This is a genomic window from Segeticoccus rhizosphaerae (assembly GCF_005222685.1).
Taxonomy (GTDB): Bacteria; Actinomycetota; Actinomycetes; order Actinomycetales; family Dermatophilaceae; genus Segeticoccus; species Segeticoccus rhizosphaerae.
The window spans coordinates 1-12,664 of sequence record NZ_SWMA01000011.1 but is presented as its reverse complement, the minus strand read 5'-3'; the positions used below and the strand labels follow the sequence as shown (position 1 = coordinate 12,664).

General features: G+C 71.2%; 14 protein-coding genes. 3 read left to right on the top strand and 11 right to left on the bottom strand.

Going from position 1 to position 12,664, the window contains the following annotated elements; all coding sequences use genetic code 11:
* Nucleotides 1-2: 2 nt before the first annotated feature.
* Nucleotides 3-986 carry a non-homologous end joining protein Ku gene (gene ku / locus FCN22_RS09770; RefSeq protein ID WP_137121363.1) on the bottom strand — a complete coding sequence of 328 codons (984 nt, stop codon included), beginning with the start codon at nt 984-986 and terminating at the stop codon, nt 3-5.
* 89 nt (nt 987-1,075) lie between these two features.
* Between ku and ligD (FCN22_RS09765) the strand changes: the two genes are divergently transcribed.
* Nucleotides 1,076-2,035, top strand: a complete 960-nt coding sequence (gene ligD, locus FCN22_RS09765) for a non-homologous end-joining DNA ligase (protein WP_137121362.1) — start codon at nt 1,076-1,078, stop codon at nt 2,033-2,035.
* 3 nt (nt 2,036-2,038) lie between these two features.
* Nucleotides 2,039-2,965, top strand: coding sequence for a non-homologous end-joining DNA ligase (gene ligD / locus FCN22_RS09760; RefSeq protein ID WP_373681294.1), 927 nt, complete (start codon nt 2,039-2,041; stop codon nt 2,963-2,965).
* A gap of 53 nt (nt 2,966-3,018) precedes the next feature.
* Here ligD (FCN22_RS09760) and FCN22_RS09755 read toward each other — a convergent pair whose 3' ends face one another.
* The 8 genes from FCN22_RS09755 to FCN22_RS09720 all read right to left on the bottom strand — a co-directional run bounded on the left by FCN22_RS09755 (nt 3,019) and on the right by FCN22_RS09720 (nt 10,375).
* The gene (locus FCN22_RS09755) at nt 3,019-3,345 is read right to left on the bottom strand and encodes a histone-like nucleoid-structuring protein Lsr2 (RefSeq protein ID WP_137121361.1); all 327 of its coding nucleotides are present in this window, start codon (nt 3,343-3,345) and stop codon (nt 3,019-3,021) included.
* Nucleotides 3,346-3,415: 70 nt separating this feature from the next.
* On the bottom strand, nt 3,416-3,601 hold the full coding sequence (locus tag FCN22_RS09750) for a hypothetical protein (protein WP_137121360.1): 186 nt from the start codon (nt 3,599-3,601) through the stop codon (nt 3,416-3,418).
* 117 nt (nt 3,602-3,718) lie between these two features.
* A complete protein-coding gene (locus FCN22_RS09745; RefSeq protein WP_238384646.1) occupies nt 3,719-4,282 on the bottom strand; it encodes a methylated-DNA--[protein]-cysteine S-methyltransferase in 564 nt (187 codons plus the stop codon).
* Between the two features lie 69 nt (nt 4,283-4,351).
* Complete coding sequence (locus FCN22_RS09740; protein ID WP_137121359.1) at nt 4,352-5,830, bottom strand: DNA-3-methyladenine glycosylase 2 family protein; 1,479 nt, start codon at nt 5,828-5,830, stop codon at nt 4,352-4,354.
* Nucleotides 5,831-5,968: 138 nt separating this feature from the next.
* Nucleotides 5,969-6,862 carry a carboxylating nicotinate-nucleotide diphosphorylase gene (gene nadC, locus FCN22_RS09735; RefSeq protein WP_137121358.1) on the bottom strand — a complete coding sequence of 298 codons (894 nt, stop codon included), beginning with the start codon at nt 6,860-6,862 and terminating at the stop codon, nt 5,969-5,971.
* Complete coding sequence (locus tag FCN22_RS09730; protein ID WP_137121357.1) at nt 6,859-8,550, bottom strand: L-aspartate oxidase; 1,692 nt, start codon at nt 8,548-8,550, stop codon at nt 6,859-6,861. The genes nadC and FCN22_RS09730 overlap by 4 nt, the downstream gene beginning before the upstream one ends.
* Nucleotides 8,547-9,479: a pantoate--beta-alanine ligase gene (gene panC, locus FCN22_RS09725; RefSeq protein WP_137121356.1), complete on the bottom strand. Its 933-nt coding sequence runs from the start codon at nt 9,477-9,479 to the stop codon at nt 8,547-8,549. Before panC ends, FCN22_RS09730 begins: the two co-directional genes overlap by 4 nt.
* Nucleotides 9,476-10,375, bottom strand: a complete 900-nt coding sequence (locus tag FCN22_RS09720) for a Rossmann-like and DUF2520 domain-containing protein (protein ID WP_137121355.1) — start codon at nt 10,373-10,375, stop codon at nt 9,476-9,478. The genes panC and FCN22_RS09720 overlap by 4 nt, the downstream gene beginning before the upstream one ends.
* A 44-nt stretch (nt 10,376-10,419) precedes the next feature.
* Here FCN22_RS09720 and FCN22_RS09715 point away from each other — a divergent pair, with 44 nt between their 5' ends.
* Entirely contained in the window at nt 10,420-11,397 is a 978-nt protein-coding gene (locus FCN22_RS09715; RefSeq protein ID WP_137121354.1) for an SAM-dependent methyltransferase, read from the top strand.
* A 28-nt stretch (nt 11,398-11,425) separates the two neighbouring features.
* Here the strand turns inward: FCN22_RS09715 and FCN22_RS09710 are convergent, their stop codons facing one another.
* Nucleotides 11,426-11,683: a WhiB family transcriptional regulator gene (locus FCN22_RS09710; protein WP_274381573.1), complete on the bottom strand. Its 258-nt coding sequence runs from the start codon at nt 11,681-11,683 to the stop codon at nt 11,426-11,428.
* Nucleotides 11,684-11,746: 63 nt separating this feature from the next.
* A partial coding sequence (locus FCN22_RS09705) for an ABC transporter substrate-binding protein (protein WP_238384644.1) occupies nt 11,747-12,664 on the bottom strand: 918 nt, incomplete at its 5' end.

The window sequence follows — 12,664 nt, the reverse complement described above, 5'->3', positions numbered from 1 at the left end:
GCTCAGCTCGCGGCCTTCTTGCGCGCCGTCTTCTCCGTCTTCGCGGACTTCTTCGCGGTCCTCTTGGCCGGCCTCTTCTCCGACGTGTCCGCCTTCTTGTCGGCGCGCTTCGTGGTCTTCTTCTCGGTCTTCCCGGCCGACTTCTTCGCGCTGCCCTTGCCCGACGGCTCCTGGTCCGAGCCCCCGTCGCCGGTCGGCTCACCCCGAGCCGCCTTGGCCCGGTCGACGCTGCGCTGCAGGGCCGCGAGCAGGTCGACGACCTCGCCGCCGCCCTCGTCCTCGGCCTGCGGCGGCGCCTTGACCTCGCCGCCCTCCAGCTTGGCCTTGACCACGGCCTCGACCGCCGCTTCGTACTCGTCCTCGAACTCGTCGGGCTCGTAGTCGCCCGCGAGCGAGTCGACGAGCATCCGCGCCATCTTGAGCTCCTGCGGCTTGGCGGCGTTGTCGGTCCCGTCGAGGCCGGCAAAATCCGGCTCCCGGATCTCGTCCGGCCACAGCATGGTCTGCAGCACGATGACGTCGTCGCGGACCCGAAGCACCGCGATCGTGGTGCGGGTGCGCAGCGACACCGTCACGACCGCCATCCGGTCGGCCTCCTTGAGCGCCTCCCGCAGCAGCGCATACGGTTTCGCAGCGGCCTTGTCAGGCTCGAGGTAGTAGGACTTGTCGAGCAGCATCGGGTCGATCTGGTCGACCGGCACGAACTTCTCGACCGCGATCTCGCGGCTGCTGTTGATCGGCAGCTCGGACAGGTCCTCATCGGTGAGCACGACCATCTGGCCGTCCTCGGTCTCGTAGCCCTTGGCGATGTCGTCGTAGGAGACCTTCTCGCCGTCGATGCTGCAGACCCGCTGGTAGCGGATGCGGCCGCCGTCCTCGCGGTGCACCTGCCGGAACTGCACGTCGTGGTTCTCCGTGGCGGAGTACAACTTCACCGGCACGTTGACCAGCCCGAAGGACACCGCGCCCTTCCAGATCGCGCGCACTGTGAGCCACCCACTCTCGTCGAGGTCCTGACCGGGCCCATTCTGGCAGGGGTTCGCGGCCTGTGCCCATTGTCGGTCAGGATGGGGCCATGCGCCCCATGCTCGCCACCCCGGGAACCACCGTTCCCACCGGTTCGCAGTGGGCACACGAGATCAAGTGGGACGGGATGCGGGTCCTCGCCGACGTGCGCGAGGGCACGGTGCGGTTGTTCGCCCGCAGCGAGAACGACGTGACCGTGAGCTTTCCCGAGCTGCGCTCGCTAGGCTCGGTGGCCGACGACCTGCTGCTCGACGGCGAGGTCGTGGCCTTCCGCGCCGGCACACCGTCCTTCGAGGCCCTGGCCGAACGCATGCACGTGCAGGACGGCCGCAAGGCGGCGCGCCTGGCGTCGACGACCCCGGTCACCTACGTGGCCTTCGACCTGCTCCGGCTGCACGGCGAGGACCTCACCGGCAGGCCGCTGGCCGAGCGCAGGGCGATGCTCGAGCGCCTCGAGCTGGCCGGCGGATCCGTCCAGGTGCCACCGATCTACGACGACGGCAGGGCCCTGGCCGAGGCCACACGCGAGCAGGGACTCGAAGGCGTCGTGAGCAAGAGGCTGGACTCCCCCTACCGCCCGGGCCGGCGCAGCCAGGACTGGCTGAAGTTTCCCCACCGACCGACGATCTCGTGCGTCGTGGGCGGATGGCGGCCCGAGACCGGGAGCATGGGGCGGCTCGGCTCGATCCTCGTGGGGGTCCCGGGTCAGGCAGGGCTGCTCTACCGCGGACGATCCGGCGCAGGGCTGGCGGGCAGGGCGGGCGGGCGGTTGCTGGAGCTGCTGCGCCCGCTCGAGACCGACGAGTCACCGTTCGTCGACGAGGTGCCCCGCGTCGATGCGCTGGGCGCGACCTGGCTGCGTCCCGAGCTCGTCGTGGACCTGGCCGCGCTGCGCGTGACCACAGCCGGTCGTTTGCGCCAGCCGGCCTACCGCGGGGTGCGCAGTGACCTCAGGCCTAGCGACCTGGCCACCTCCACCAATACCCCCACCGACTCACGAAGGAGCTGAGCCGTGGCGGCAGCGAGCGAGACCATGACGGTGGAGGTCGAAGGGCGGCGGCTCAAGGTCAGCAACCTCGACAAGGTGCTCTACCCGGCCACCGAGACCACCAAGGGCGAGGTCCTGCACTACTACGCCCAGGTCGCCTCGACCCTGCTCCCCCACCTGGCCGACCGGCCGGTCACCCGCATCCGCTGGCCGAACGGCGTGGAGGGACAGTCCTTCTTCGAGAAGAACCTTCCCTCCGGCGCACCCGGCTGGCTGCCGGCGGTCACCATCGACGCGCCGGGTTCACGCAGCGGCAACGACGAGGTCACCTATCCGCTCGTCGGCGACGTCGCGACGCTGACCTACCTGGCCAACCTCGCGTCACTCGAGCTGCACGTGCCGCAGTGGCGGATCGGCGGAGGCGATGAGGGCGGTGAGGGCCATGAGCTGTTGCCCCCGGACCGGCTGGTCATCGACCTCGACCCCGGGCCGCCCGCCGGGCTGCACGAGTGCGCCCGCGTGGCGCTTCTCGTCCGTGACCGGCTCGCCGAGCTCGGTATGACGTGCGCGCCGGTCACGAGCGGCAGCAAGGGGATGCAGCTCTACGCGACGCTCGACGGCAGCCGCGACTCCGACACCGTGCGCGACCTCGCCAAGGAGATCGCGCAGGAGCTGACCAAGGCCGAGCCGGACCTGGTGCTGTGGAAGATGACCAGGTCGATGCGGCCGGGCAAGGTGCTGCTCGACTGGAGCCAGAACGTCGCCGCGAAGACGACCATCTCGCCCTACTCGCTGCGCGGCCGGACCGCCCCCTTCGTCGCCGCGCCGAGGACGTGGGAGGAGATCGAGCACGGGGCAGAGCACGAGGACGCCCTGCGTCAGCTGCAGATGTCCGAGGTGCTCGAACGGATCGATTCCGAGGGCGACCTGTTCACCCTCCAGCTGGGCTGATCCCTTGCCGCGCTCCTCCGCGGCGCCATTTGCCGCGGAGGAGGGAAGTGATTTCAGTTGGCCTTGTCGTAGGCCTCGAGGAGTTCGGCGGAGACGCGTCCACGGTCACTCACCTTGAATCCATTCTTGCGGCCCCATTTGCGCACGTCGTTCAGGTCATCACGGCGCGATCCCGAGCTGCCGCGGCGACCGCTGCTCTTGCGTCCGCCCGCACGGCGCGCGTGACCGACCCAAGTGGCGAAATCCTTGCGGAGCTTGCCGGCATTTGCTTCTGAGAGATCAATCTCGTAATGCACCCCGTCGAGACTGAAACTCACGGTTTCAGTGGCATCCCCGCCGTCGATGTCATCGACGAGCAGGACTTGCACGCGCTGGGCCATGAATGTCTCCAAACGTCAAAGTAAAGGAAATTCGACTCTTCCGTGATGGAGACTAACGGACAACGACGCCCTATTGCGAGTTTGTGGAATTCCCGCCCTCGGAGGAATGCAGCCGGTCCTGCTCGGCTTCCCATTGTGCGTGGGCCAGACGTTCTCGCCGGTCGCCCTCGAGAATGTGCTTCATGATGTACCAGAAGAGGTACAAGATCCCGACCGAGGGGATCAAGGTGATGATGGCCGGCCAGACCTGGTCCATGGCTGTTCCTCCTGGTCTTGGTGCCGGGTCGCTTCGTCGGGCGTCGAGAGCGCCGGTCGGCGCCTCGTGCCCGTCCGACCAAGGATAACCGCGCTCCCGGAGCCGTCCCACCGGCGATCAGAAGAGCAGGTCTCCCCGGACCCGGCGCTCGTGGTCGAGGAGGTACTGCTTGCGTTCGAGGCCGCCGCCGTAGCCGGTCAGGCTGCCGTCCGCTCCGATCACCCGGTGGCAGGGCACGACGATGCTGATCGGGTTGTGTCCGTTGGCCAGTCCCACGGCGCGAGAGGCGCCCGGCGTGCCCAGCGACGTGGCGATCTGGCCGTAGGAGCGGGTCTCGCCGTAGGGGATCTGGCGCAGCGCCTCCCAGACCCGCTGCTGGAAGGCGGTGCCCTCGGGCGCCAACGGCAGGTCGAACTCGGTGAGCTCCCCCGCGAAGTAGGCCTGCAGCTGCTCGGCGGCCGCGCCGAACACCGCGTCGTGGCGCCGGCCCCGGTCGGGGTTGCGGGGGCCGTGCCGGTTCACCTCCATCAGCAGCGCGGTCAGCGCGCCGTCCTCGGCGACGAGGGTGAGCGGCCCGATCGGGCTGTCGAGGACCGTGTGGGCACGCTCGCCGGCCGGGCTGGTCGTCGGTCCCGCGGGAGGCGTCTGCGTTGTCCGTGTCGTGCCTGTCATGTGTGTCATGTGTCTGTCCTCGGGTTCATCGTGCTCGTCTCCGGACGGGGTCGGGCGGGTCGCTGGCGGGGATACCGGTCACGCGGCCGAGTCGCTCGGCAGCCGGTTGATGGCGTGGTCACCCGCGGCCCAGAGGTACTGCACGGCATACGCGCGCCACGGTCGCCAGTCTCCGGCGCGCGCCGCGAGGGCTCGGGCGTTGTCCGGCAGGCCCAGCGTCCGGGCGGCGCTTCGCACACCGAGGTCGCTGGCCAGGAACGCGTCCGGATCACCCAGACAGCGCATCGCGATCGTCTCGATGGTCCACGGTCCCACTCCCGGCAACGCCGCCAGGACGGTGCGGGCCGCATCCCAGTCGCTGCCGATGTCGAGGACCAACCGTCCCTGCGCCAGCGCCCCGACGAGGCCGGTGAGGGTGCGGCGCCGAGCCTGGGGCATCGCCAGCGCCTCCGGGTCGAGGCCGAGCAGGTCCTGCACCGCGGGGAAGAGGTGGGTGAGCCCGCCACCGGGGTCCTCGACGCACTGCCCGTGGGCGATCGTGAGCCGGGCCGCCAGCGTCCTGGCAGCGGCGGTGGAGACCTGCTGGCCCAACACGGCGCGCACGGCCATCTCGTCGGGGTCGACGGTGTGCGGCACGCGGCGCCCCGGCGTTCTGCGCACCAGGGGACGCAGCAGCAGATCACCCGACAGGGCCTCGTCGACGGCCATCGGGTCTGCATCGAGGTCGAGGAGCCACCGGCACCGGCTCGTCGCGATGCCGAGGTCGCGCAGATCGGTGAGCCACAGCCGGCATGCGACGTGGTCACTCTCCGGTCGCAGGGCGACCACGCCCGGGCCGTGCGGCAGCCGGAGCGTGCGCCGGTAGGCCCCGTCGCGCCACTCCTCGACGCCGGGCACCGCCGTCGCGGCGAGGTGGCCGAAGACGTTCGACGGTGTGAAGGGCTGGCGGTAGGGAAGCCGCAGGCGGACCTCCCCGGGCGCCGCAGCCACGGCCCGGCGCCGGCGGGACCGCAGCTGCGTCGGGGTGAGGGCGAAGACCTCCCGGACGGTGGTGTTGAAGGCACGGATGCTCGAGAAGCCTGCGGCGTAGGCCACCTGCGTCATCGGCAGCGCGGTGGTCTCGATGAGCAGCCTCGCCGTCTGGGCGCGCCCCGCTCGTGCGAGGGCCAGGGGACCGGCCCCGAGCTCGGCCCGCAACTGACGCTCGAGCTGGCGCACGCTGTATCCGAGCCGTGCGGCGAGGCCGCTCACGCCCTCCCGGTCGACCACCCCGTCAGCGATGAGCCGCATCGCGCGGGCCACCACGTCGGCCCGCACGTTCCACTCCGGGGATCCGGGGCTGGCGTCGGGTCGGCAGCGTTTGCAGGCGCGGAAGCCCGCCTGCTGCGCGGCGGCGGCGCTCGCGTAGAACCGCATGTTCTCGGGTTTGGGCGGGCGCACCGGACAGCTCGGCCGGCAGTAGATCCCCGTCGTCAGGACGGCGGTGATGAACCAGCCGTCGAACCGCGCATCGTGGGACGCCACGGCGCGCAGGCAGCTGTCTCGGTCCTCGTGCATGCCGCAAGCATGTCCTCCGGGCAGCTCGAGGTCTAGCCGAAATACGACACGGACGAGCTGTGTGCCCCGGCCATTCCGCGCGCCTTCCCGAGGCAACACCGGGGATGCTCGCCCCACCTGCAGCAGGGTGCACTCGCGCTACGGGTGTCCTGTCGAAGGCTGGGGCACCAGGTCGAGGGCGATGTCGAGGATCCGGGAGGAGTGGGTCAGCCCCCCGACGCTGAGGTAGTCGACGCCGGTCAACGCGTAGTCGCGGGCCACGCCGAGCGTCAGGCCGCCGGTGGCCTCCAGCTCCACCCGCTCGCCCGTGTTCCGGACGGACTCCACCGTGGTGCGCAGCAGGTCCACGGACATGTTGTCGCACAACAGGAACCGGGCTCCCGCGGCCACCGCCTCGAGCGCCTCCGCGGTCGTGGTCACCTCCACCTGGACATCGACGTGTGGGTATGCCGTCCGCACCAGGTCGAAGGCCGCCGACACCGAGCCGGCGGCCAGCTTGTGGTTGTCCTTGATCATCGCGACGTCGAACAGGCCCATTCGCTTGTTGGTGCCGCCACCGCACAGCACGGCATACTTCTCCAGCGCCCGCAGCCCGGGAGTCGTCTTGCGGGTGTCCAGGACGCGCGCGCCGGTGCCCTCGAGCGCATCCGCCCAGAGCCGGGTGTGGGTCGCCACGCCGGAGAGGCGACTGAGCAGGTTGAGGAGGGTGCGCTCGCCGACGAGGGTCGCCTGGGTCGAACCGCGGAGGACGGCGATCACGTCATCCCGTGCCACCGGGTCGCCGTCCTGCCGCACCACCTCGGCGTCGACTCCACTCAGTCCCAGCCGTTCGCAGACCGCGTGAAAAACCATGGAGATCAACGGGGTTCCCGCTATGACGCCTTCTGCGCGGGCCACGACGTGAGCCGCCGAAACCTGCTCGGTCGGGATGGTGGCACTGCTCGTCACATCGACACCCGGGTGGCCGCCCAGGTCCTCGGTGAGGGCAGTGTCAACCACGAGTCCAGCGGCCTGCTCGGGGAACTCGGTCATGTCAGCTCTTGGGCGGGAACGGGGTGGTATGCCGTCGAGAGCAGGCCGTCCTCGCCACGGACAGCGGTGGTGTGTCCGCGCCAGTGGGCATCGTCCGGATGCGGGTGATCGGAACGGACATGCCCGCCGCGGGTCTCCTCACGCAGGGCGGCGACATGCGTGAGGACCTGGGCGAGGTGCAGCAGGTTGGTGGTCTCCCACGCCTCCGGGCCGGGCAGCGTCTGGGCCGCTTCTGCCTCCGCGATCGCCGCGAGCTCCTTCTCCGCCCGCGACATGGTGCCGGCCGAGCGCACCGCACCGGTGCCGGTGGTCATGGTCCGCTGGATCGCGGTGCGTTCGCGTGGCGACACCAGGGCAGGCCCTCCCGGACGGGTCGCCGGCCCGGTCGCCGCCGCGGGCGGCAGCTCACCGGCCGCGAGGCGGGCGCTCACGTCGTCGGCGAGGCGGTGGGCGAACACGAGGCCCTCCAGGAGCGAGTTGGAGGCCAGCCGGTTGGCCCCGTGGACCCCGGTGCACGACACCTCGCCCGCGGCGTAGAGGCCATCGAGCGAGGTGCGTCCCCGTAGATCTGTCCGCACGCCACCACTCGCGTAGTGCTGGGCCGGCGCGACGGGCAGCAGCTCCGTCGCGGGGTCGAAACCGAGCTCCCGGCATCGCGCGACGATCGACGGGAATCGGCGCTCGAGGAACTCGCGGCCGAGGTGTCTGGCGTCGAGGAAGACGTGGTCGGCGCCGGTCTGCGCCATCCGGTCGACGATGGCGCGCGCCACCACGTCGCGCGGCGCCAGCTCCGCGAGCTCGTGCAGTCCCTGCATGAACCGCACGCCCTCGGCGTCGACGAGGATGGCCCCCTCGCCGCGCACCGCCTCTGAGATCAGCGGCTGCTGGCCTCGCGAACCCTCCCCCAGCCAGAGGACCGTCGGGTGGAACTGCACGAACTCGAGGTCGGTGACCACGGCACCGGCCCGCAGCGCCGCCGCGACGCCGTCACCGGTCGCCACCGAGGGGTTGGTGGTGGACGAGTAGACCTGTCCGATGCCTCCGGTGGCGAGCACCACGGCCCGGGCGTAGGCGGCACCGACGCCGTCGACCTCCCCCTCGCCGATGACGTGCAGCGTCACCCCGCACACGCGCGGGTCGGTGTCGCCGCCGCGCAGCAGGTCGACCACGAGGGCGTGCTCGAGCAGCTCGATGCCCGGGTCGTCGATGACGGCGTCGAGCGCCGCGATGAGCGCGCGCGAGATCTCCTTGCCCGTGGCGTCTCCTCCGGCATGGGCGATCCGGTCGCGGTGGTGCCCGCCCTCGCGGGTCAGCGAGATCTGGCCGTCCGGCCCACGGTCGAACTCGGTGCCGAGCGCGACCAGCTCGCGCACCCGCACCGGCCCCTCGGAGACCAGCGCCTCGACCGCCGCCACGTCACAGATGCCCACCCCGGCGACGAGGGTGTCGTGCAGGTGTTCGGCCGGGGAGTCGGCCGGGTCGAGGGCGGCGGCGATGCCGCCCTGGGCCCACCGGGTCGAGCCTTCCGACAGCACGGTCTTGGTGACGAGCAGCACCCGGTCGACCCGCTGCCGCAGCCGCAGCGCCGCGGTGAGCCCGGCGATGCCCGATCCGACCACGATGACGTCGGCGGTCGTCGTCCAGCCCGGCTCGGGGGACACCAGCCGGTCCGGAAGGTAGGGCGTCATGCACCGCCCCCGGTGACGTCCCCGGTCCCGGAGAAGATTTCGCGCGCCCCGCCGCCCGGGCCCACCGCGACCGGCAGGTTGTCGATCAGGCGCGTGGTGCCGACCCGGCCGGCGACCGCGAGCAGGGCCTCGCCGCGATACCACTCCGGCACGTCCTCGAGCGTGCTCGGGTGCACGAGGACGAGGTAGTCGACCAGGGCGAGGGGCTCACGCACCAGCACCTCCCGGGCGGCCCGGCGGATCGCCGACGGCCCCTCGGAGGCGGCGTCAGCACCGGCATACAGGGCCTTGGACAGGCACAGCGCGACCTGCCGGTCGGACGTGGTGAGGTAGGTGTTGCGGCTGCTCATGGCCAGGCCGTCGGGCTCGCGGACCGTGGGGACGGAGACGATCTGGACGGGGAAGTCGAGGTCGCGTGCCATCCGCCGGATGAGCAGCAGCTGTTGGGCGTCCTTCTGCCCGTAGTAGGCGCTGTCGGCACGGGTGAGGTGCAACAGCTTGCCGACGACCGTCAGCACGCCGTCGAAGTGCCCCGGTCGCGACTGCCCCTCCAGGACTGCGCCCAGCGGACCCGCCGAGACGCGGACGCCGGGGTCCCCGTCGGGATACATCACGTCGGGGGTCGGCAGGAAGACGAGGTCGACCCCCTCACGGGAGCAGATGGCGAGGTCGTCGTCGACGGTGCGCGGGTAGCGCGACAGGTCCTCGCCGGCGCCGAACTGCAGGGGGTTGAGGAAGATCGTCACGACGACGTGGGCCGCCCGCTCCCGGGCACGGCGGATCAGCGTCGCGTGTCCCTCGTGGAGGGCGCCCATGGTCATCACGACGGCGACGTGCCCGTCGCTCAGCTCTGCCCGTGCCTGCGCGAGCTCGTGCCTGGTATGGGCGACGCGGGGCGCTCGTGAGGTGCCTGGTGCTGGTGTGGTCACGGTCGCTCCTCGGGAGTGGCGAGGACGTCGAGCAACGGCTGCGCCCGCGTGGCCGTGAGCCGGCCGCTCGCGAGGGCCCGTTCGGTGGTGGCCCGGGCCAGAGCGAGGTACGTCGGTCGGACGTCGGGCGTCTCGTCGATCAGCTCGTGCAGGTGGGCCGCGACGGTACCGGCATCCCCGCGCGCCACCGGCCCGGTGAGGGCCAGGTCTCCCGAGCTGAGCGCACCCTCCAGGGCAGCCTGGAGAAGCGGCGCGATCACCCGCCTCGGGTCCTCGACCCCGGCCGACTCCAGCACCTGCATCGCCTGCGCCACGAGGGTGACCAGGTGGTTGGAGCCGTGCGAGAGGGCAGCGTGGTAGCGAGGGCGGTCCTCCTCCGCCACCCACACCGGCTCGCCGCCCATCTCGACGACGAGGGCCTCGGCCACCAGCCGCAGGGGCTCCGGCGCGGTGACTCCGAAACAGCAGTCGACCAGCCGGTCCAGGTCCATCGCGGTGCCGGTGAACGTCATCGCCGGGTGCAGCGCCAGCCCCAGCACGTGCTGGGGCAGCGCCGGTTCGAAGACCGATACGCCGTGCCGTCCCGAGGTGTGCACGGCCAGCTGGCCGGCCTGCCACCTGCTCGTCGCGGACAGTCCCCGCACCAGGTCCACGAGGTCGTCGTCGGGCACCGTGAGCAGGACCAGCTCCGAACGGGCGACCACCTCCTCGACCGGCAGCAGCGGCACGTCCGGCAACAACCTCCCGGCACGCTGACGCGAGTCCTCGCTCACCCCGGAGGCGGCGACGAGGCGATGACCGGCCCGGCGCAGCGCGGCCCCCAGGACCGCACCGACCCGGCCGGCTCCGACGATGCCCACCTCGAGGCGGGCGGGGCGGTCCGGCGGTGACGTCACGACCGAAACGCTAGCGCGCCGGACCGGGCCCTACCGTGTCGGTCATGACGTGGGTCCCGTGGCAGCAGGCGTGGCAGGAGGCGCTGTATGGCGGGTGGGGCTTCTATCGCGCGGACCGCGGGCCCGGGGGGCACTTCACCACCTCGACGCAGGGCGCGCCCGGTCTCGGCGAGACCTTCGCGGAGGCTCTCGTCGCGCTGGCCCGTCACGCCTCGTTGACGTCCTTCGTGGACATCGGTGCCGGGCGCGGTGAGCTGCTCGAGCAGGTCCACCGGATCGCCCCCGATCTGTCCTGCCTCGGGGTCGACGTCTCTGACCGACCCTCGGTGCCGGAGCCGGTCGGCTGGCTCACCTCGCACGGGGGCCCGGATCTGCCGGACCGGTTGACCGGGCTCACGGGCGTCCTCGTCGTGGCCAACGAGTGGCTCGACGTGGTGCCGTGCACCGTCGCCGAGCTGGACGAGGACCTGGTGCCGCGGACGGTCCTGGTCGACCCCTGCACCGGCGCGGAACGACTTGGCGAGACGCTCTCGGACGCCGAGCTCGACTGGTGTCGAGGCGAAGCACAAAATTGGCCGATGCAGGGCGCCCAGCCAGGAGACCGGGTGGAGGTCGGGCTGGCGCGCGACCGCGCCTGGTCGGACCTGGTCTCCCGCGTCGACCACGGCCTGGCCGTGGCCATCGACTACGGGCACCTGCGGACGTCGCGGCCGGCCGGCGGGTCGCTCACCGGCTTCCGGCGCGGGAGCAGTTGCGCGCCGATCGCCGACGGCAGCTGCGACCTGACGGCGCACGTCGCCGTCGACTCGCTGGCGCACACCGAGCTGGTGACCCAGCGGGAGGCGTTGCGGCGCTTGGGAATCGCTGGCTCGCTCCCTGACCGCGAGCTCGCCGCCAAGGACCCCGCCGCCTACCTGGCCGCCCTCACCCGCTCGAGCGCTGCCACGGCGCTGCTGGCCCCCGAGGGGCTGGGCGGATTCTGGTGGGTGGTCGTGAATCGGGGGGCGGACGGCATACCGTGAGGGTCGCGACTCGGCCTGTTCTGGCTGGCTACGCCACACCCGGAGCAGGCACCTTGCGCGGCCGGCCACGGGCCCGCTTGTGCGCGAGGATCCTGCCCCGGACCAAGAGCTCGCCTCCCCAGACGCCCCAGGGTTCACCTCGTTCCATGGCTGCGCCCAGGCACTCCGCCCTGACGGGACACGAGCGGCACAACGCCTTCGCCCGCTCGATGTGACGCGGGTGCTCGGCAAACCACAGCTCGGGATCCTCCTGTCGGCAAGGGATCTCGGCTCCCGATGCCGACACCCGCTCGAGTCGTCGATCAGACCTGGTGGGTCCCACAGGTGACACCTCCCCCGAGCGGCGGTCTCACCGGCTGGCGGTCGTGCCGAGCGAGCCCAGGTCGGGCGCGTCCGCCATGGCGGGGTTGTCGATCCAGTTGGTCACGCCCGACCCGCGGATCAGGAAGAACTTGGTGGCCGTGAGCGGGACGTAGGCGCCGTCCTTGGCCAGCATCTCGTCGATGTCGCCCCAGGCGGCGTTCTGCTTGTCCGGGTCGGTGAGCTGGTAGGCCGCATCGATCGCCTTGTTGACCTTGTCGCTCCGGTAACGGCCGTAGTCCTGGCCGTTGGTGCCCTTGGCGAGGTTGACGCGTGAGTCCCACAGCGGCGCGATCACCGTCGAGGCCCCTGGCCAGTCGGCACCCCACGCTCCCCACGCCACGTCCCAGGTGGACTGCTTCGCCGGGTTCTGCACGATCGTGTAGAAGTTCTGGGTCTCCGGCTGCAGGCTCACCTTGAAGCCCGCCTTCTCCCAGCCCTCCTTCAGCGCCGCGGCCGCCTTGTCGGAGGTCGGGGTGCCACCGCTGTAGATGTAGTTGATCTTGACCGGCGTCGAGACGCCTGCCTCCTTCAACAGCTGCTTGGCCTTGGCCGGGTCGCCCTGCGGCGGTGCGTCGAAGACGTCGAACTTCTTGTAGCCGGGGGTGTTGGGATTGATGATCCCCGTGGCAGGTGTGCCGAAGGTCGGTCCGCCGTTCGCGGTGATGTAGGCGCTCTTGTCGGTGGACAGCGCCAGTGCCTCGCGGACCTTCGGGTTCTGCATCGTCTTGCTGGCGAAGTTCGGCACCAGGTAGTAGACGTAGGGAGACACGGGGTTGGTGGCCCGCTCCTTGGCCTTGGGGTTGCCGATCACCTGCGGTTGCAGGGATGGCGGCACGGACCGGTCGGACACGGCGTACTTGTCATTGCCGTTGTCGGCGATCAGCCGCTGGGCGATGATCTCGTT

Coding starts and splice junctions, on each gene's coding strand:
- FCN22_RS09755 (WP_137121361.1), bottom strand. CDS start 3,345: ATGGCCCAGCGCGTGCAAGTCCTGCTCGTCGATGACATCGACGGCGGG.
- FCN22_RS09740 (WP_137121359.1), bottom strand. CDS start 5,830: ATGCACGAGGACCGAGACAGCTGCCTGCGCGCCGTGGCGTCCCACGAT.
- FCN22_RS09715 (WP_137121354.1), top strand. CDS start 10,420: ATGACGTGGGTCCCGTGGCAGCAGGCGTGGCAGGAGGCGCTGTATGGC.
- ligD (WP_137121362.1), top strand. CDS start 1,076: ATGCGCCCCATGCTCGCCACCCCGGGAACCACCGTTCCCACCGGTTCG.
- FCN22_RS09750 (WP_137121360.1), bottom strand. CDS start 3,601: ATGGACCAGGTCTGGCCGGCCATCATCACCTTGATCCCCTCGGTCGGG.
- FCN22_RS09745 (WP_238384646.1), bottom strand. CDS start 4,282: ATGACACACATGACAGGCACGACACGGACAACGCAGACGCCTCCCGCG.
- nadC (WP_137121358.1), bottom strand. CDS start 6,862: ATGACCGAGTTCCCCGAGCAGGCCGCTGGACTCGTGGTTGACACTGCC.
- FCN22_RS09730 (WP_137121357.1), bottom strand. CDS start 8,550: ATGACGCCCTACCTTCCGGACCGGCTGGTGTCCCCCGAGCCGGGCTGG.